16 protein-coding genes are annotated in these 17839 nt (G+C 69.0%); 7 read left to right on the top strand and 9 right to left on the bottom strand.

Going from position 1 to position 17839, the window contains the following annotated elements:
• The first annotated feature begins 82 nt into the window (after positions 1-82).
• A complete protein-coding gene (locus HUA74_RS03015) occupies positions 83-643 on the top strand; it encodes an NADAR family protein (protein WP_174453343.1) in 561 nt (186 codons plus the stop codon).
• Here the strand turns inward: HUA74_RS03015 and HUA74_RS03010 are convergent.
• From HUA74_RS03010 to HUA74_RS03000, 3 genes are read right to left on the bottom strand one after another with little or no spacing between them, the layout of a single operon-like run.
• The gene (locus HUA74_RS03010; RefSeq protein WP_174453342.1) at positions 594-1319 is read right to left on the bottom strand and encodes a hypothetical protein; all 726 of its coding nucleotides are present in this window, start codon (positions 1317-1319) and stop codon (positions 594-596) included. The two genes, HUA74_RS03015 and HUA74_RS03010, sit on opposite strands and share 50 nt — an antisense overlap.
• 25 nt (positions 1320-1344) lie before the next feature.
• Complete coding sequence (locus HUA74_RS03005) at positions 1345-1875, bottom strand: hypothetical protein (RefSeq protein ID WP_174453341.1); 531 nt, start codon at positions 1873-1875, stop codon at positions 1345-1347.
• A 55-nt stretch (positions 1876-1930) separates the two neighbouring features.
• Positions 1931-3034 (bottom strand): glycosyltransferase family 1 protein, encoded by a 1104-nt coding sequence (locus tag HUA74_RS03000; protein WP_174453340.1) that lies wholly within the window; start codon positions 3032-3034, stop codon positions 1931-1933.
• Between the two features lie 29 nt (positions 3035-3063).
• Here HUA74_RS03000 and HUA74_RS02995 point away from each other — a divergent pair, with 29 nt between their 5' ends.
• From HUA74_RS02995 to HUA74_RS02980, 4 genes are all read left to right on the top strand, one after another.
• Entirely contained in the window at positions 3064-5298 is a 2235-nt protein-coding gene (locus tag HUA74_RS02995; RefSeq protein WP_174453339.1) for a glycosyltransferase family 4 protein, read from the top strand.
• Positions 5295-6137 carry a hypothetical protein gene (locus HUA74_RS02990; RefSeq protein ID WP_174453338.1) on the top strand — a complete coding sequence of 281 codons (843 nt, stop codon included), beginning with the start codon at positions 5295-5297 and terminating at the stop codon, positions 6135-6137. The genes HUA74_RS02995 and HUA74_RS02990 overlap by 4 nt, the downstream gene beginning before the upstream one ends.
• A gap of 259 nt (positions 6138-6396) precedes the next feature.
• Positions 6397-7227 (top strand): glycosyltransferase, encoded by an 831-nt coding sequence (locus HUA74_RS02985; RefSeq protein ID WP_174453337.1) that lies wholly within the window; start codon positions 6397-6399, stop codon positions 7225-7227.
• Positions 7228-7632: 405 nt separating this feature from the next.
• Positions 7633-11412, top strand: coding sequence for an FAD-dependent oxidoreductase (locus HUA74_RS02980; protein WP_174453336.1), 3780 nt, complete (start codon positions 7633-7635; stop codon positions 11410-11412).
• Between the two features lie 21 nt (positions 11413-11433).
• On the opposite strand, the gene HUA74_RS02975 is transcribed toward HUA74_RS02980, so the two are convergent.
• Positions 11434-12105, bottom strand: coding sequence for a hypothetical protein (locus HUA74_RS02975; protein WP_174453335.1), 672 nt, complete (start codon positions 12103-12105; stop codon positions 11434-11436).
• Positions 12106-12299: 194 nt separating this feature from the next.
• On the opposite strand from HUA74_RS02975, the gene HUA74_RS02970 reads away from it, so the two are divergent.
• A complete protein-coding gene (locus HUA74_RS02970) occupies positions 12300-12797 on the top strand; it encodes a histidine phosphatase family protein (RefSeq protein ID WP_174453334.1) in 498 nt (165 codons plus the stop codon).
• A gap of 13 nt (positions 12798-12810) precedes the next feature.
• The gene (gene cyaY / locus HUA74_RS02965) at positions 12811-13143 is read left to right on the top strand and encodes an iron donor protein CyaY (RefSeq protein ID WP_174453333.1); all 333 of its coding nucleotides are present in this window, start codon (positions 12811-12813) and stop codon (positions 13141-13143) included.
• Here cyaY and HUA74_RS02960 read toward each other — a convergent pair.
• The 5 genes from HUA74_RS02960 to rpsB all read right to left on the bottom strand — a co-directional run bounded on the left by HUA74_RS02960 (position 13131) and on the right by rpsB (position 17492).
• Positions 13131-14129 (bottom strand): diguanylate cyclase, encoded by a 999-nt coding sequence (locus HUA74_RS02960; protein WP_174453332.1) that lies wholly within the window; start codon positions 14127-14129, stop codon positions 13131-13133. The two genes, cyaY and HUA74_RS02960, sit on opposite strands and share 13 nt — an antisense overlap.
• Positions 14129-14686 (bottom strand): ribosome recycling factor, encoded by a 558-nt coding sequence (gene frr / locus HUA74_RS02955; protein ID WP_174453331.1) that lies wholly within the window; start codon positions 14684-14686, stop codon positions 14129-14131. The genes HUA74_RS02960 and frr overlap by 1 nt, the downstream gene beginning before the upstream one ends.
• 43 nt (positions 14687-14729) lie before the next feature.
• The gene (gene pyrH / locus HUA74_RS02950) at positions 14730-15482 is read right to left on the bottom strand and encodes a UMP kinase (protein ID WP_141645587.1); all 753 of its coding nucleotides are present in this window, start codon (positions 15480-15482) and stop codon (positions 14730-14732) included.
• A gap of 211 nt (positions 15483-15693) precedes the next feature.
• A complete protein-coding gene (tsf, locus tag HUA74_RS02945) occupies positions 15694-16344 on the bottom strand; it encodes a translation elongation factor Ts (RefSeq protein WP_141645588.1) in 651 nt (216 codons plus the stop codon).
• Positions 16345-16502: 158 nt separating this feature from the next.
• Positions 16503-17492, bottom strand: a complete 990-nt coding sequence (gene rpsB / locus HUA74_RS02940) for a 30S ribosomal protein S2 (RefSeq protein ID WP_141645589.1) — start codon at positions 17490-17492, stop codon at positions 16503-16505.
• Positions 17493-17839: the final 347 nt, after the last annotated feature.

Below are 17839 nucleotides of genomic sequence, written 5' to 3'. Positions count from 1 at the left end.
CGGCTGGCCGACCGCATGGCGCTTGTCAGGGCCTCGCGCCCCGAGCGTTGGTGTACAATCAACACCAACCAGGAGGCTCGCGATGGCTGGCACTCAGCGGCAGGGCAGGTTCACCTTTTTCTGGAAAGAGGAGTCGCCCTTCTCGCAGTGGCACCGCTCCGAGTTCGTGGTGGACGGGGTCCACTACGGCTGCACGGAGCAGTACATGATGGCGGGCAAGGCGCGCGTCTTCGGTGACATGGAGGTGCTCGCCAGCATCCTGAAGACCTCGGCGCCCAAGGCGCAGAAGGCGCTGGGTCGCAAGGTGCGGAACTTCGATGCCGCCACGTGGGAGCGTGAGCGGGAGCGCGTCGTCCATGAGGGCAATCGCGCGAAGTTCACCCAGAACGCCTCGCTGCTGGAGGCCCTGCTGGCCACGGCTGGCACGGAGCTGGTGGAAGCCAGTCCCATGGACCGCATCTGGGGTGTGGGGTTGAGCATGGACAATCCCAACATCCAGGACCCGTCTAAGTGGAGGGGACTGAATCTATTGGGCAAGGTGCTGACGCGCCTGCGTGAAGACCTCATCGCGGAGGGCATCACCGTGGCCTCCGTCAGCGCTTCACGTGCGTCCACGCATCCAGACGCCGCACCAGGGCGGTGAGCGTCCACAAGTCCGCGGGGTTGTCGGGGCGCACCGCGTCCAGGGCGCGCAGGAGAGGCGCCCTGGAGCGCTCCTCACCCCACTCGGACAACACGCGCAGCGCCATCAGCGAGGACTGACGCGAGAGCAGCTCCAGCAGCACCTCCACGACGCGAGGACTGCGCTCGTCAGCGAGGCGCTGCACCGCCTCGTGGCGCTCCTCCGGCGTCGAGGCCGGGTCCGCCAGGCGCTCCGCGAGCGCACGGAAGCGCGCCTCGGCCAGGACAGGGCGCGGGCCGGGCGTGTCCCAGTGCTCCACGGTGACGCTCGTGCGTCCGAAGGCGACCACCTCGCGGCGCACACCATCGTCACCGAACAGTCCCATCAGCCGCTCCGGCGCGGGGCGCCCTCCGACGAGCAGTTGCGCCGCGCGCTCCGACAGCTCCGACGAAGCGCCGAGCAGATGAACCCGCAGCACCGTGGCCTCCGCGTGGAAGCGGACTCCTGCGCGGACGCGCTCGGACTTGAGGAACACCTCCGCCATTCCGCCCGTGCGCACGTACCAGCGGTACTCCAGCCACACCGCGCTCGGCCGCAAGGCGAAGCGGTCATCCTCCGCCTCGACGAGCCGAGGGGCTCCTTCCTCCAGGCCGCTGAAGCTGCGCTCCAGTACGGCCAGGGCCTCCGATAGCTTCATGTCGCGTCCAGGTTCTCGATGGGGCTCAGAACGAGTAGCTCACCGGCGCGGACAGGCCGGGCAGGGCCAGCTCCACCGTGCCGGAGTCCTTGCCGGGCTGCGCGGCCCAGGTCTGGGAGACGGTGTTCAAGTCATACCGGAGCTCGGCGAACTTCATGGCCTTGCACCGGTCTCCGTTGGCGTCGTGAATCATCACCAAATTTGCCACGGGCGCAGCGCCAGACTTCTGCTGGAACGTGCCGTCCCAGGCCAGCGTGTACGAGTGCTCCGCGCAACCACCGCCGTGCGAGACGTTGAGCGTCAGGATGTTGCCGTCCACCCTCGCCCCCTCGATGTTGATGGGGTCCTTGGGTTGGGGGTTGGCCCTCACCAGGATGGGCAGCGCCTCGGCCGGCTTCGCCTCTTCACCGGGCGACGGGGCCCTGGCCTCCGCGTCGGGCGAGACCGCCACGTCCTGCTCCACCTGCGGCTCCGCGGGGTCCTGCTTCGCCGGAGCGCTGGCGCACCCGACCAGAAGACCGCTCAGCACGAGACCACTCCACACGAGCTTTCGCATCCGCATCCTCCACTCTCGATTCGCCGCCGAGGCTCCGACGGCGAGGCTCCAACCCTCAGCGTCGGAGCGCGGCCTCATACACCGCCAGCGTTCCTTCCGCCGTCCGTTCCCAGGTGAACTCCGCGGCCCGCGCCCGGCCCTTCTCGGCGAGGGCGCCGCGCTCTCCGGGTGAGCGCAGCAGCCGATGGATGGCCTCCGCGAGCCCCTCCGCGTCGTCCGGACTCACCGCCAGGGCCGCGCTGCCGCAGACCTCCGGGAGCGAGCCCGCCGTCGAGACGATGGCCGGAGTTCCCAGCCGCATCGCCTCCAGCGGGGGGAGTCCGAAGCCCTCGTAGCGCGAGGGGAACACGAACAAGGCCGCGCGCCGCATCAGCTCGTAGAACACCGGCTCGGACTGATAGCCCAGCGGGCGGATATCGAGCCCCTCCGAGCGCAGCCGCGCGATGCGCGACTCCACGCGCCCCGAGCCGAACCAGCTCTGTCCCGCCAGCACGAGCGACGCGGGCCGCCCCTGCGCCTTCAGTCGCTCCATCGCGTCCAGCACCAGGTCCACGTTCTTGCGCACGTCGAGCGAGCCCGCGTAGAGGACGAAGTCCTTGGGCAGGGCGAGGGCGCGCAGGAAGTCCACGCTCGTCGCGTCCAGCACGGGCGCGTGGACATGGTCCACGCCGATGGGCACCACCACGGCGCGCGACTCCACTTCCGGGAAGCGTTCCAGCAGGTCCTGCCGCGTGCGCTCGCTGATGCACACCACCCGGTCGGCCAGCATCAGGCTGCGTGACAGCCACAGCCGGAACTGCCAGCGGAACTTCGCCGAGACGGTGTCCGGCATGATGAGCGGAATCAGGTCCAGCACCGTGAGCACGTAGGCCGTGCCGGGTATCCGCGTCAGGGGGAGATTGAAGTTGCCCAGGGCGTGGTACAGCGCGGGCTTCGAGCGCTCCAGCACCCGAGGGAGTCGGGCGAGCGTCCAGGCGGTGCGGCCGCTGGCTCCCCTCGGATGGTCGCCCGAGCCGCGCGCGCCCAGCTTCTCCAACCGCACACCCTTGGCCTCCAGCGCGCCCGCGAGACAGCGGGTGTAGAGGCCGATTCCGGTGGTGGGCTCATCCCAGAGCGTCGCGTCGAAAGCGATGGGGCCGGTGGACACGGTGCGCCTCATACCACGCCCCTGTGATAGGCAGGGCGCGCATGGCGATTCACCAGCTGATAGCGAGCTTCGTGCCCGGCGACGCCACCGGGCAGGCCGCGTTGCACCTGCAGCTCCTCCTGCGCCGGCTGGGTGTGTGGGGCGGCCTGTACGCGGATGAAGTCGGCGCGGGGTTGGAGGGCCTGGCCAGTCCCGCCTCGACGTTGAAGCCGGAGCCGGGCGACCTGGTGCTCTATCACCACGGCATCGCCTCTCCGCTGAGCAGCCGGCTCATGCACCTGCCGTGTCGGCGCGGCCTCGTGTTCCACAACATCAGCCCCGCGCGCTTCTACTCGGGACTGTCGCTGGAGAACGCGCTGGTGGCCGGCCGCGCCCAGCTCGCGGCGATGGCGCCCTTCGTGGACGTGGCCATCGGCGTGTCGGACTACAACTCCGCCGAGCTGCGCGTCGCGGGCTACCGCAACGTCCATACGGTGCCGCTGCTCATCGAACCGGAGCGCTTCGGTCCCGAGCGCGCGGACGCGAAGCTGCTGAGCAAGCTGTCGGGCCCCGGTCCCGTGTTGCTCGGCGTCAGCCGGGTGATGCCGCACAAGCGCTTCGAGGACCTCATCGCCCTGCACCGAGAGGTGCTGCGACTGCGCCCCCAGGCGCGCTTGTTGATGGTGGGCGGGTACGAGCCGGGCAGTCGCTACTTCCGCTCGCTCAAGCGCGAGGCGCGGGGCTTGAGCGGCGTGAGCTTCCTGGGCCGGCTGAGCCACGCGGAGTTGGTTGCCGCGTACCGCTCCGCCTCCGTGTTCGTTTCGATGAGCGAGCACGAGGGCTTCGGCGTCCCGCTCATCGAGGCCATGGCGTCGGACGTGCCCGTGCTGGCGTACGCCGCCGCGGCGGTGCCGGAGACGCTGGGCGGCGCGGGCATCGCGTTCGACCAGAAACGCTTCGCGTTCCTCGCGGAGCTGGCGGTGGACCTGAGCGAGGACCTGTCGCTTCGCGAGCCCGTCATCGCCGGTCAGCGACGCAGGCTGGAGCACTTCTCCGCCGCGTCCGTGCAGCGGGCGCTGTCGGAAGCGCTGGGTTCGTCCCTGCCCGCGTCGCGTCCCCGTCGTGCGCCTCCGAAGCGGCCTCGCGTGGCGGTAGTCGTGCAGCGCTATGGCGAGGTGACAGGAGGCGCGGAGATGCTGGCCGCGCAGGTGGCCGAGCGCCTCACGCCGCACTGGGACCTGACGGTGCTGACCACGTGCGCGAAGAACCACCTCTCCTGGGAGAACGACTTCCCGGCGGGGCCGGACACGGTGCGCGGCGTGGACGTGCTGCGCTTCCCCGTGACGCGGGTGCGCAACATCCGAGGCTTCAACGGGCTGTCGCGAAAGCTCTTCGACAAGAGCAACGAGCGGCTGCGCGAAGAGCAGTGGATTGCCGAGCAGGGCCCGCTGGCTCCGGGGCTTCTGCGCCATCTGGCCGACACGCGAAACGCGTACGACGGCTACCTGTTCTTCACGTACCTCTACGCGCCGACGGTGTGGGGCATGCCCCTGGTGGCGGACCGCGCGCTGCTGGTTCCGACCACGCATGACGAAGCGCCCATCCGGTTCGATGCGTACCGTGACGTCTTCGAGCTCCCTCGCGCGCTGCTCTGCCTGACGCCGGAGGAGCTGACCATCATCGAGAAGTACTTCCCGGGCCATGCGAGGACTCGCGTGGTGGGCGTGGGCGTGGAGCGGCCGGCCGCCGATGGGGCTCGCTTCCGCGAGAAGCACGGCGTGCACCGCGACTACCTGCTCTACGTGGGCCGGCAAGAGCCGGGCAAGGGTGTGCCCGAGCTGCTCCAGTTCCACCAGGCCTTGAAGCAGCGGTACGCGGACGCGCCGGACCTGGTGCTCGCGGGTGACGCGCACATGCCGCTGGAGGGCGATGGCGTGCGCTACCTGGGACGCATCCCCGAGCAGGACAAGCACGACGCGTTGGCCGGTGCCCTGGCGGTGGTGGTGCCCTCTCGCTACGAGAGCCTGTCACTGCTCACGCTGGAGGCCTTCGCGCAGGGCACGCCGGTGTTGGTGAACGGGCGCTCGGACGTGCTGGTGGGACAGGTTCAACGCAGTGGCGCGGGCCGCGCGTATACGGACCTGGATTCGTTCATCCAGGGACTGCGCGAAGTGGGCGAGGCGCGAAGCGCGCTGGGCGCTAGCGGTCTGGCGTACGTGAAGAAACAAGGGTGGCCGCAGGTGGTGGCCGCCTATCGGGACGAGCTGCAACGCATCCTCGAGGAGAAGCATCGATGAAGCTGCTGGGACGCGACATTCCGGCGCGGGAGCTGCTGACCCGCATCGAAGAGCGCCTGCGAACGCGAGGCCTGCCCACTTCCGAAGCGGTGGAGGTGCCCGCCGAAGGCGTGGAGCCCCGAGTGGAGCCACTGACCTTCAACCTGCACGCGCTGGAAGAGAACGCCGACGCCACGCGCGCGCTGCCGCTGCAGACGCACCGGGGTGGCGTGGGTCAGCTCGTGGTGGTGGCCAAGTGGGCCTTCCGCAAGTCGTGCCAGGTGTTCATCAACGAGGCCCTGGGTCGACAGCGCGTCTTCAACGGACACGTGCGCGACTCGTACGCCCAGCTCTCCGCCGAGGTCGTCCGCCTGCGCCGCGAGGTGGAGCAACTGCGCGCCCGTCAGGCCAGTGATTCGTCGAGCACGATTCAGGTACGGGCCGCCGAGCCCTCGCTGGAAGCACAGCGCTCCCCTTCTCCGCAGGTGACGAAGGAACCGGCGCGCACCGAACAGCCCCCGGCCGCGCGGCATGCACCCCGGCCGCGCGCCGAGAGTTCAACCGGCCCTGCTCGCCCCCAGGCGGAGCAGTCGCGACCGACGCCCCCCGTGCCGAAGGCGAGCCCCGCTGCGCGGAGCCACGGTGCGCGAGGTGCAGCTCACGACGCCGCGTCTCCGTCAACAGGCGCCGCGGCCGTACTCCCCAAGCCCCGGTCTCCCAAGAACGAGACGGAGCCTCGGCAGGTGCAGTCGCCCCCCACTCCGGCTGGCGTCTCGGCGAAGAAGAAGCCGGCGTCCCCGCCCGAGAAGCACCCTCGCGGACCCAACACCTCCAAGCCGCGACGTCCGAAGCGAAGGTAGCGAGGGCGCCGACCCCTGCCGAGAACCCGGCGCGACGGAAGCCTCCGCCCGTCGCTCCGCCCGGCAGGTCGACGACACGGATGGACACCTGCATCCCCACCGCCGAAACGCAGGAGGCAGGCACGCCCTCTCGCCGCTCGTGCCGTCAGGCCACCCAGCCCCGGGGAATCACACCTGACGAGCACCCCTCGCGCCGAGGCAGTGAGGGCCTCGCGCGCTCGCATTGACGCCCCTCCCCCACCGTGCTCAAACCCGGCGCGTGGAAGCGCCCTCCATCAGCGTCGTCATCCCCGCCTACAACGAGGGGCAGCGACTGCCTCGCTTCGTGGAGTCCCTCACCCGCGTCGCCCTGCTCCAGCCGACGCCCCGGGTGGAGTTCATCGTCGCGGATGATGGCAGCGCGCCAGAGCACGCCACGCTGCACCAAGCCAGCATCGAGGCGGCCCAGGCCCGACTGTCGGCCGCGAGTTCGCCCCACCGGTTCACGTATGTCGCCGCGCCCCGCAATGGCGGCAAGGGCTCCGCCATCCGCCTCGGCTGGCGCCACGCTTCTCCTGGAGCCACCTGGCTCGCCTTCCTGGACGCGGACGGGGCCATCAACGCCGAGGAGCTCTTCCGACTGGTGCGGCTGACCGACACTCCCGACGCCGAGGGCGTGGACGTGCTGGCGGGCTCCCGCATCCTCATGGCTGGCCGCCGCGTGGTGCGCAATCTCCACCGCCACCTCCAGGGCCGCATCTTCGCCACCCTGACGGACCTGCACTTCGGCCTGCGCTTCTACGACACGCAATGCGGCGTGAAGCTCATGAGAGCCTCGGTGCTGCGCCCGCTGCTGGACGTGCTGCGCGAGGAGCGCTGGCTGCTCGACGTGGAGCTCCTGGCCCTGCTCCAGCGACAGGGGGCCCGCTGTCTCGAGGTCCCCATCGACTGGGAGGACTTCGGTGGCTCCAAGGTCATCCCCGGCCTGGACGCGGCCCGCATGTTCTGGGGGCTGTTCAAGCTCCGCCGCCGCCTGGAACACGTCACCCTGCCCGCCCCCGGGCAAGGAAGGGCGCTGCCTACCTCGCTGCCGGGTATCGAAACCCGGTGACAGCGGCAGCGCCGTGGACCGGCGTGCCACCCACGGGGCTCCCGCGACATGGCGAAGGGCCCCCTTCCTCGCCAGGAGAGTGGCCGACAGGGCGTCAGGGGCCGCCTCCGGGTGCTGCTCCAGAGGAAATCCAGCCGGGTCGGCACACAGCCGCCCCCCTGTGCGGGCACCTCAACACATGGCGCGGTGTGCCGTCGCACCCCGGGACGGAGCTCCTGCCCCCGGGGCCCGGGCCGACAGGGAGGCCGGCGTCGGGCTCCCGCGTTACAACTCCAGCAGAGCCACTCCCTCCCATCGCCTGCTTTCACGCGGCGTCGCGAGGCCGCTTGCTTTCCGGGCGGCTCACCGCGAAATAGGCCCCGCACGCGAGCCGTTGCTCCGGGTTCCTCCTACACCTTCAGTGATATGCGCGCCCTGACCGACCTGCCCTCCGACCCTGGCCCCTCCCTTCAACTGGGTCTGCCGGGCTTCACCTTCGAAGACCTCTACCGCCCGCGCGGACTGCGCCGGCTGGCCAAGAGCTTCGACGCGCAGCTCGCCGAGGACGAGCCCGAGCTCTTCAAGGCCTTCGACGCCTACCGCCAGTCCGGCGGTACCAGCCTCACCGGCCCCGCCGAGTCGGACCTGCTGGTGCGGGTGGCCCGGCACACGTCGCGCTTCATCTCCCGGCTCTTCCGAGTCGACCAGGAGCTGGAGCGGCAGATGGGCCAGTTGAAGGGAGAGCTGCCCCTCTTCGACTTCAAGCGCGAGTTCATCACCCGCCGCGTCTTCAAGAAGGGCGCGCCGGACCGTCCGGCGCTGGCCGAGTTCCCGTCGCTGGATGGGCGCATGCGGCTGCTGCTCCAGCTCGGCTTCCCGGAGGCGCTCTCCCTGGGCGACTTCGAGCGCGGCCTCGCCGAGTCCGTCCTCACGCTCATGGAGCTGGAGCGGCTGTTCTCCGGCAACCTGCCCGCGGAGGAGCAGGCGAAGGCGGAGGCCCTGCGCGCCCGCTGGTCGGCGCTGCGCACCTCGCTGACGGCCACGCCGGAGGGCCGAGAGGCCTTCGGCTCCAGCCTCGTCACCCAGGGCGATGACGCCGCGGAGCTGCAGGCCGTCCGCGCGCTGCTGTCGCTGGCGGACCGTTGGACGTACGCGCGCGCGCTGCACCCGGAGACCAAGGAGCAGTTCCACACCTGGCCCACCCACCGCGTGCCCAAGCCGCTGGTGTTCGACCAGCTCGTGCAGCTCCAGCGCCCGGACGCCGCTCTTCCCGAGGCCACCGAAGGACTCCCGCACCACCTTCGCCACCGCGACGGCTTCAAGCTCACCGACCGCCGCGGCACAGCGCGCGACGTGATGAACGAGGTGGACTACTGCGTGCTCTGCCACGAGCGCCAGAAGGACTCCTGCTCCACGGGCTTCCCCGCGAAGGACAAGGTGGCCGAGGGCCACAGCTACAAGAAGAACCCGCTGGGCATCCCCCTCACGGGCTGTCCGCTCGACGAGCGCATCTCCGAGGCGCACCTGCTCAAGCGCGAGGGCAACTCGCTCGCGGCGCTGGCGGTCATCACGCTCGACAACCCGATGTGCCCCGGCACCGGCCACCGCATCTGCAATGACTGCATGAAGGCGTGCATCTTCCAGAAGCAGGAGCCGGTGAACATCCCGCTGGCGGAGACGGCCGCGCTGACGGACGTGCTGGACCTGCCCTGGGGCTTTGAAATCTACGGACTGCTCACGCGCTGGAACCCGCTCAACATCCGCCGTCCGTACGCGCTGCCCTACGTGGGTCGCAACGTGCTGGTGGTGGGCCTGGGGCCCGCCGGCTACACGCTGTCGCACTACCTGCTCAACGAGGGCTTCGGCGTCACGGGCATGGACGGCCTGAAGATTGAGCCGTTCTCCGACGAGCTGGCCGGCCGCAATGGCCACGCCCTCAAGCCCATCCGCGACTGGCGTTCGCTCACGCGCGAATTGGATGAGCGCGTGCTGGAGGGCTTCGGCGGCGTGTCCGAGTACGGAATCACCGTGCGTTGGGACAAGAACTTCCTCACGCTCATCCACCTGACGCTGGCGCGGCGGGACGGCTTCCGCATCCACGGCGGCGTGCGCTTCGGTGGCACGCTCACCATCGAGGACGCGTGGGAGCTGGGCTTCGACCACATCGCCATCGCCGCGGGCGCCGGACGTCCCACCATCATCGGGATGAAGAACAACCTCATCCGGGGCATCCGCAAGGCGAGCGACTTCCTCATGGCGCTCCAGCTCACGGGCGCCTTCAAGAAGGACTCGCTGGCGAATCTCCAGGTGCAGCTGCCCGCCATCGTCATCGGCGGCGGCCTCACCGGTGTCGACACCGCCACGGAGCTGATGGCGTACTACCCGGTGCAGGTGGAGAAGGCGCTCGCCCGCCACGAGAAGCTCTCCGCGGAGCTGGGCGACGAGGCCATCCTCGCGAAGCTGGACGCCGAGGAGCGCGCCACCTACCAGACCTTCCTGGAGCACGGCCGCGCGGTGCGCGCCGAGCGCGAGCAGGCGAAGGCGGAGGGCCGCACGCCGGACTTCATCAAGCTGGTGCGAGCGTGGGGCGGCGTCAGCCTGGCCTACCGCCGCGGCCTCACCGAGTCCCCCGCCTACCGCCTCAACCACGAGGAAGTGTCCAAGGCGCTGGAGGAGGGCATCCGCTTCATCGAGCGCATGAGCCCGGTGGAGGCGCTGCAGGACGAGACGGGCGCGGTGCGAGCGCTGCGCTTCGAGCGCATGGTGACGGTGGACGGCAAGCTCAAGGGCAGCGGCCAGTTCTTCGAGCTGCCCGCGCGCACCGTGTGCGTGGCCGCCGGCACCTCGCCCAACGTCACGTACGAGCGCGAGTACCCGGGCACCTTCAAGCTCGACGAGGGCGGCGACTACTTCCAGGGCTACTCCCTGGTGGACGGTGAGCAGGGCTTCACGCTGGAGCCCGTGGAGGCCAGCGAGGACCTGGACTCCAAGGTGGGCTTCTTCACGTCGTATGCGAAGGACGGGCGCTTCATCTCCTTCTACGGAGACAACCACCCGACGTACGCGGGCAACGTGGTGAAGGCCATGGCCAGCGCGAAGGATGGCTACTCGGAAGTGGCGCGCCTGTACGCGAAGGAAGTGGCGTCGCTCGACTTCGACGACGAGGTCGCCCAGGCCCGTCGCGAGGAGCTGCGCGCCGCGCACTTCGCGAAGCTGGACGCCGCGTTCAACGCCACCGTGGTGTCCGTCACCCGCCTGACGCCGACGATTGTGGAGGTGGTGGTGAAGGCGCCCTTCGCGGCCAGCCACTTCCAGCCCGGCCAGTTCTACCGGCTCCAGAACTTCGAGCGGAACGCGCCCGTCGTCGACGGCATGCGACTCACCATGGAGGGCCTGGCCCTCACCGGCGCGTGGGTGGACAAGGAGAAGGGACTGATGGGCACCATCGTCCTGGAGATGGGCTCCTCGTCGCGCCTGTGCTCCGCGCTCACCCCGGGCGAGTCCGTGGTGCTGATGGGCCCCACCGGCGCGCCCACCGAGATTGCCCACAACGAGACGGTGGTGCTCGTGGGCGGTGGCCTGGGCAACGCGGTGCTCTTCTCCATCGCCCGCTCGCTCAAGGCGGCGGGTTGCCGCGTCGTCTACTTCGCCGCCTACCGCCTCAAGTCGGACTCCTTCAAGCACGACGAAATCGAGGCCGGCACGGACCAGATTGTGTGGTCCGTGGACAGCGGCGACTTGATTGAGCCGCGCCGTCCGCAGGACGCCGCCTTCCGAGGCAACGTGGTGCAGGCGATGGTGGCGTACGCCGAGGGCAAGCTCGCCACGCCCGGCCTCATCCCGTTGTCGGAAGTGGACCGCATCATCGCCATCGGATCGGACCGGATGATGCGCGCGGTGGCCGAGGCCCGGCACAAGGTGCTCCAGCCGTACCTGAAGCCGGACCACGAGGCCATCGGCTCGATCAACTCGCCGATGCAGTGCATGATGAAGGAGATCTGCGCCCAGTGCCTCCAGCGGCACGTGGACCCGCGCACCGGCAAGGAGACGTGGGTGTTCTCCTGCTACAACCAGGACCAGCGGCTGGACCAGGTGGACTTCGTCAACCTGAACCAGCGCCTGCGCGGCAACACGGTGATGGAGAAGGTCGCCGACCTCTACCTGGCGCAGCTGCTCAAGAAGGCACCGCACCTCAAGCGCGTCTGAGGTGCACGCCTTCCCGGGTCTTCATCGACGCGTGCCGGTGAAGACCCGCAGCATCTCCTGGTAGTTCTTCATCAGCTCGTCCTCGCGCGTGAGGACCACGTCCACGTTGGCGTCGCCGTACTCACGCCGCACATCCGTCAGCTTCTGGAACGACTCCACCTGGTGGCGCATGGAGGCCACCTGCGCCGCCAGCTCCTGACGCTGCTCGGGCGGCAGCTTCTCCTGGAGTTCCTCCAGTTTCCGAAGCTCCTCCTCGTACTGGAGCGTGCGCCCGAGCTGCCGTTGACTGATGACGGCCGTGACGACCTCGGCCAGGCCGTTGACGTCACTCACGCTCAGCCCCGCCTGCGTGCGCGCCTCCGACTCCGCCTTGGCCTTCGCCTCCACCACCTTGAGGCCCGCGCGGACTTCCGCCATCGCCTCCGGAGTGCCCGCATCCACCAGCGCGCCCAACCCCTGGAGTCCCTTCACCTGGGAGCCGTACACCTCCAGCATCCGCCGCTGGTAGGCCACGTAGGCGGTCAGCTTCTCGGGCGTCACCACATAGGGCCCCGCGCCGGTCGCCTCCTCGGCCACCAGGCCGGCGACACCACCACCATCCGCCACCCCGGGTGCATCGCTACCCGTGGCCCCATCCTTCTTACAGCCCGAGAAGGCCAACAGCCCTGCCAGGACCCACAGCGCCTTGCGCATCCAGACTCCTTCCAGAGAGACACGGCACGTCAGTCCCCGCGTGTATGCTGCGCGGACGCGTGCGGAGGAGGGCGGCCAACTCCTGTCTGTCATGCCGAGGTTGTTGCGGCCACTGAACAATCGCCGCATTACCTTTGACCAACCCGGCTGCGGTCATGTACGAACCGCGGTCCTGTCGTACCGGTGGAGGGACTTTGAGGATTTTCCTGGTTAGGCACGGCGATGCGGACGCTGAGATCCCCGAGGGTCTCGGTGACGAGGCGCGCGCGCTCACAGCGAAGGCTCGGGCGAACACCGCCGCGCACTTCGCATCGTTGTCCGAGCGCATGGGCCCCATCGGCCTCATCCTGACCAGCCCGCTGGTTCGCACGGTCCAGACGTCGCAGATTCTGTCCTTCGTGACGAAACACGAAGGGCTGCTGCGGGCGCATCGCTGCCTGTTGCCGGACATGCCGGTGGGCGCGGTGGAGCCGGTGCTGGCCGAGCACGCGGATGAGAACCTCGTCCTGGTCGGCCACCAGCCATCCATGGGCGCCCTGGCGGCGCACCTGACGGGGATGCAGTCCTTCCCCAAGTCCGTTCACCCGGGCACCGTCATCGCCCTGGAGCGCGTCGAGAGCGAGACGTCGCCGCACTTCAAGTTCCTGTTCTACGCGGCCCCTGGCCAGCAGGTGCTTGACGTCATTCAGTGAGGCCCGTGCGGCCATGATGGAAGAAGCCCGCTACAACCAGCTCGTGGCCATGGTCTTCAAGCGGATGCTTGCCGCCGCGGACGCCATTGATCCAGACCTCCTGGAGGCGGAGAGCACGGGTGACATGCTCACCCTCACCGCCCGCTCCCGGGAGAAGTGCATCGTCAACACCCAGCGCGCCGTGAAGCAGATCTGGGTGGCGGGGCGAGGCCAGGGCATCCACTTCAACTACGACGAAGCCAGCGGCACCTGGCAGGACGACAAGGCACGCGGCATGGAGTTGTTCCGCTTCGTCGCCGACGTCGTGCACGACATCAGCGACGTGGACTTCATCTACCCGTCCTGAGTGCGGCTGGCGGCATCGCTGGCCACTTCCACCCAGTCACCACCCGCCGCCTGCGCGCGTCGCAGCGCGTCTCCCGCGTCCTTCAGCAGACCGCCGAAGCTGACCTGCTGGCCCGTGGCGCCCGGCGGCGCGCTCTTGTTTCCGGCGGGAGGCTCCGACACCGCCACGCCCACGGATGCGGTGCCCGCGGGCAGGGATTGCACGGCCTTCAGCTTCTCTCTCAGGCGCTCGGCCACCACCCGTGCGCCCGAGCGAGGCGTGTGCGGGAGGAAGACGACGAAGCGGCTGTCCGCGAAGGGCACGGCCACGTCGATGTCTCGCACGCCCTCCACCAGCAGACCCAGCGTCTCCGCCAGCGCGCCCCGCCTCGCCGTGGGTGACAGCGCCGCGGACCGCTCCGTGAAGCGGTCCACCTCCACCATCAGCAGGGCGATGGGATAGCGGTAGCGCCGGCTGCGCTTCACCTCCATCAGCATCAGCCGCTTGAGGAACTCGAAGTCCGCCGACGTGCCGCCCGTGGATGGAGCCGGCTCCGGACGGGTGACGCGCCGGGCCTCGGGCTCCACCAACGGAGCTGGGGCAGGAGGCGGCACCGGAACGGAAGGCACCACGGCGGTGCGCCGGGCCTCCTCGCGCTGCAGCAGCAGCGAGACACACGTCAGGACGGTGCCGCGTTTGAGGGGGCCCACCAGACTGCCATCCGCACCGGCCTGGGCGGCACGCTCGTCGGCCTGCTCCTCGTCCGGCGGGTACACCAGTAGCACCGGCACGTGGAGCCCCTGGGCACGCAGGCTCCGGCACAGCGCCTCTCCATCCAGCGGCCCCAGCCCCGAAGCCAGGACCACCGAGGGCGGCCGCTCTCGCGAGGCGCGTTGAGCCTCGTCGGCGCTGGCCACCCAACTCACTTCGTGGCCGGCTCCCTCGAGGAACCGGCGCAAGACACCCGCCACCGGAGCGGCGGGCTCGGCCAGGAGCACGAAGGCCATCAGACCTCCATGACCTCCTTCTCCTTCTTCTTGATGATCTCATCCACCTGGGCCACGCCGCCGTCGGTCTCCTTCTGGACCTTCTCGGAGATGCGCTTGTGGTCGTCCTCGGTGATCTTCTTGTCCTTCAACTGCGTCTTGAGCGCCTCGTTGGCGTCACGGCGGATGTTGCGGATGGCGACCTTGTGGTCCTCACCCTTCGTCTTCACCTGCTTGGCGATGTCCTTGCGGCGCTCCTCGGTGAGCGGCGGGAAGGGCAGGCGAATCATCTCCCCGTCATTCATCGGGTTGATGCCGAGGTTGGCCTCGCGAAGGGCCTTCTCGATTTCCTTCAGGACAGTCTTTTCCCACGGCTTGATGATGATGAGCCGGGGCTCCGGGGCGCTGACGCTGGCCACGCCGGACAGCGGGGTGGGCGTGCCGTAGTAGTCCACCCGGATGTTGTCGAGGATGGCGGTGCTGGCGCGCCCGGTGCGCACCTTGGTCAGCTCCCGCTTGAGGTCCTCGAGGGACTTGTCGATACGGCCCTTCAATTCGACGACGATGTCACCGCTCATATGCGAGCTCTCCTTGAACACGAGTCGGGATGAATGCGAGCGGTCAGGCCCAGACCGTCTCGCTGCCGCCCACGACGGTACCAATCTCTCCGCCCCCCAGCACCGCGCGCTGGATGTTTCCCGGCACGGTGAGGTCGAAGACGATGATGGGCAGCTTGTTGTCCATGCACAGCGAGATGGCCGTGGAGTCCATCACGTTGAGGTTCTGCTTCAACACGTCCATGTACGTCAGCGAGCGGTAGCGGCGCGCCGTCGGGTCCTTCTTCGGATCCGCGTTGTAGATGCCGTCCACCTTCGTCGCCTTGAGGATGACCTGGGCGTTGATTTCCATGGCGCGCAGCGACGCGGCCGTGTCCGTCGTGAAGTACGGATTGCCCGTGCCCGCCGCGAAAATCACCACCCGCCCCTTCTCCAGGTGGCGCACCGCGCGCCGGCGGATGTAGGGCTCGGCGATCTGCTCCATCTTGATGGCCGACAGCACGCGCGTGTGCATGCCCTTCTTCTCCAGCGCGTCCTGCATGGCCATGGAGTTGATGCACGTGGCCAGCATCCCCATGTAGTCGGCGCTGGCCCGGTCCATCCCCTCCGTCGCGCCCGCCACCCCGCGGAAGATGTTGCCTCCGCCAATGACGAGGGCCACCTCCACGCCGGCCGCCGCCAGCTTGATGACCTCGTCCGCGATGCCACTGAGGGTGGGTGGGTGGATGCCGTACTTCCCTTCTCCCATCAGGGCCTCACCCGAGAGCTTGAGGAGGATGCGCTTGAAGCGGAGCGGTTGGGTCGTGTCGGAGGACATGCGCGTCCGCTTCTATCCCCCGTCTGGCGCCATATCAACGCCCGAGTCGGACACCCCTGCTCACACCGTCAGATGCCAATCGCCTGGAGGGGCTGGAAAGGCCCGCAAAGGCGAGGGCCGCGTCCCCCGCCCCCATCAGGGGTACGGAGCGCGCGGCCCTCAGGGCCCTGCTCGAACCATTTCACGGCCCCCGAAAGGGCCGCGAGGGGGCTCAGCCCTGCAGCGTCTTGGCGACTTCGGCGGCGAGGTCGTCCTTCTTCTTCTCGATGCCCTCACCCACCTCGAAGCGGACGAAGCGGCGCACGGAGACCTTCTCGCCAATCTTCGCGGCGCGCTCGGTGATCATGTCACCGACCTTCTTCTTGTCGTCCTTCACCCAGAGCTGGTCCACGAGGCAGACCTGCTCGTAGTACTTCTCCATCTTCCCGACGAGGATCTTGTCCAGCATCGCCTCGGGCTTACCCTGCTGCTTGAGCAGGTCGCGCTGAATCTCGCGCTCCTTCTCCATGTTGTCCGTGGGGACTTCCTCGCGACGGACGAACTTGGGGCCGGTCGCGGCGATCTGCATCGCCACTTCCTTCACCAGGTCCTGGAAGTCAGGGTTGCGGGCGACGAAGTCCGTCTCGCAGTTGACCTCCACCAGCACGCCGATACGGCCGCCGTGGACGTACGTGCCGACGAGGCCCTCGGCCGCGACGCGACCTTCCTTGCCCGCCGCCTTGGAGATGCCCTTCTTGCGCAGCCACTCCTCGGCCTTCGCGAAGTCGCCGCCCGTCTCCGTGAGCGCCTTCTTGCAGTCCATCATGGGCGCGCTGGTCCGCTCGCGCAGGTCCTTCACCATCTGGGCCGTGATTTCGGCCATGTTCGTCTCCTGTCTCCACCGTCACGAGGGCGCCAGGCGCCGGGCGGAGCATCCGGTTTCAAGGGATACGGCTACAGCGAAAAACAAGGACGGCCGGGTCGCAGGCATTCTGATGCGCCACCCGGCCGCCACGAACACTGGAGTACAGCGAGAGGCGACTACTCCTTCGCCGCCTCGCCACCCTCGGCCGCCGCGGGCTGCTCGGCCGCGGGCTGCTCGGCCACGGCCGGCGCGCCCTTCATCTCCACGAGAGGACCCCGGCGCTCGCCGCCACGGTCGCCACCACCGCGGTGGTCGCCACCCCGGCGATCCCGGTTGTCACGGCGCGGGCCACGGCGGTCGTCGCGGTCGCGGCGGTCATCACGGCCCTCGCGCTCCTCCTGCTCGTCGCGCTCCGCCGCGCCAGAGGCGCGGTAACGGGCGGCGCCCTCGATGCAGGCCTCGGCGATCTTCGACGTGAAGAGCTTGATGGAGCGGATGGCGTCGTCGTTGCCGGGAATCACGAAGTCGATGCCGTCCGGATCGCAGTTCGTGTCGACCAGGCCAATCACGGGGATGCCCAGGCGGGTCGACTCGTGGATGGCGATGTGCTCCTTCTTCGGGTCGATGATGAAGACGCAGCGGGGCAGCTTCGACATCTCCTTCACGCCGCCCAGGTTCTTCTCGAGCTTCTCGCGCTCGCGCTCCAGCGAGGCGACTTCCTTCTTGGGCAGGCGCTCGAACGTCCCATCCTCGGCCATCTTCTCCAGCGTCTTCAGCCGGTCGATGCCCTGCTTGATGGTCTTGAAGTTGGTCAGCGTGCCACCCAGCCAGCGGCTGGTGACGAAGTACTGACCGGCGCGCGCGGCCTCCTCGCGGATGACGTCCTGCGCCTGCTTCTTGGTGCCGACGAAGAGCACCGTGCCGCCACGGGCCGTCACGTCCGCCACGAAGCGGAACGCCGAGCGGGCCATGGAGACCGTCTTCTGCAGGTCGATGATGTAGATGCCGTTGCGGGCACCGAAGATGTAGGGCTTCATCTTCGGGTTCCAGCGCTTCGTCTGGTGGCCGAAGTGGACGCCGGCCTCCAGGAGCTGCCGCATCGTGATGCCGCCGGCGGCGGCCATGGCCTGCTGCTGCGTCTGCGTTTCCTGCGTGTCGATCGACATGTTGTTTCTCCGGTTATTCCGCCACACCCGGGTGTTGCTCCGGCCGTGACTGCCGGGAGCGAGGGCTCTCCTTTCGGAGAAGTCCTCCACTCACGGGAGCACCGGCGACCGGCACGGGCGTGTGTGAAGTGGGTACGACTCGGGGTCAACACCCCCGGCCCCAGACTACGAGGCGGGGGGTCCTTAACAGAACCCTTCCCGGCGGCGCAAGCTTCGCTTCACCGCCCGTGGCGGGAAGAAGGCTCGTGCTCGCTCCCCTACCCTCCGGGCCCCTTTCCAGGGCCCCGGGGACAGGACCGAGCGCCAGAAAGAGGACCGGCGCGGCCCGCCGTCCGACAACCCCGGAC

The organism is Myxococcus sp. CA051A, assembly GCF_013336705.1.
GTDB classification, from domain to species: domain Bacteria; phylum Myxococcota; class Myxococcia; order Myxococcales; family Myxococcaceae; genus Myxococcus; species Myxococcus llanfairpwllgwyngyllgogerychwyrndrobwllllantysiliogogogochensis.
The sequence above is the reverse complement of the archived record's forward strand: the minus strand, read 5'-3'. Positions and strand labels throughout refer to the sequence as shown.

Bases quoted from the DNA above. Each gene is read 5' to 3' on its own strand.
- HUA74_RS03015 (WP_174453343.1), top strand. From the start codon at position 83: ATGGCTGGCACTCAGCGGCAGGGCAGGTTCACCTTTTTCTGGAAAGAG.
- HUA74_RS03010 (WP_174453342.1), bottom strand. From the start codon at position 1,319: ATGAAGCTATCGGAGGCCCTGGCCGTACTGGAGCGCAGCTTCAGCGGC.
- HUA74_RS03005 (WP_174453341.1), bottom strand. From the start codon at position 1,875: ATGCGAAAGCTCGTGTGGAGTGGTCTCGTGCTGAGCGGTCTTCTGGTC.
- HUA74_RS03000 (WP_174453340.1), bottom strand. From the start codon at position 3,034: ATGAGGCGCACCGTGTCCACCGGCCCCATCGCTTTCGACGCGACGCTC.
- HUA74_RS02995 (WP_174453339.1), top strand. From the start codon at position 3,064: ATGGCGATTCACCAGCTGATAGCGAGCTTCGTGCCCGGCGACGCCACC.
- HUA74_RS02990 (WP_174453338.1), top strand. From the start codon at position 5,295: ATGAAGCTGCTGGGACGCGACATTCCGGCGCGGGAGCTGCTGACCCGC.
- HUA74_RS02980 (WP_174453336.1), top strand. From the start codon at position 7,633: ATGCGCGCCCTGACCGACCTGCCCTCCGACCCTGGCCCCTCCCTTCAA.
- HUA74_RS02975 (WP_174453335.1), bottom strand. From the start codon at position 12,105: ATGCGCAAGGCGCTGTGGGTCCTGGCAGGGCTGTTGGCCTTCTCGGGC.
- cyaY (WP_174453333.1), top strand. From the start codon at position 12,811: ATGATGGAAGAAGCCCGCTACAACCAGCTCGTGGCCATGGTCTTCAAG.
- HUA74_RS02960 (WP_174453332.1), bottom strand. From the start codon at position 14,129: ATGGCCTTCGTGCTCCTGGCCGAGCCCGCCGCTCCGGTGGCGGGTGTC.
- frr (WP_174453331.1), bottom strand. From the start codon at position 14,686: ATGAGCGGTGACATCGTCGTCGAATTGAAGGGCCGTATCGACAAGTCC.
- pyrH (WP_141645587.1), bottom strand. From the start codon at position 15,482: ATGTCCTCCGACACGACCCAACCGCTCCGCTTCAAGCGCATCCTCCTC.
- tsf (WP_141645588.1), bottom strand. From the start codon at position 16,344: ATGGCCGAAATCACGGCCCAGATGGTGAAGGACCTGCGCGAGCGGACC.
- rpsB (WP_141645589.1), bottom strand. From the start codon at position 17,492: ATGTCGATCGACACGCAGGAAACGCAGACGCAGCAGCAGGCCATGGCC.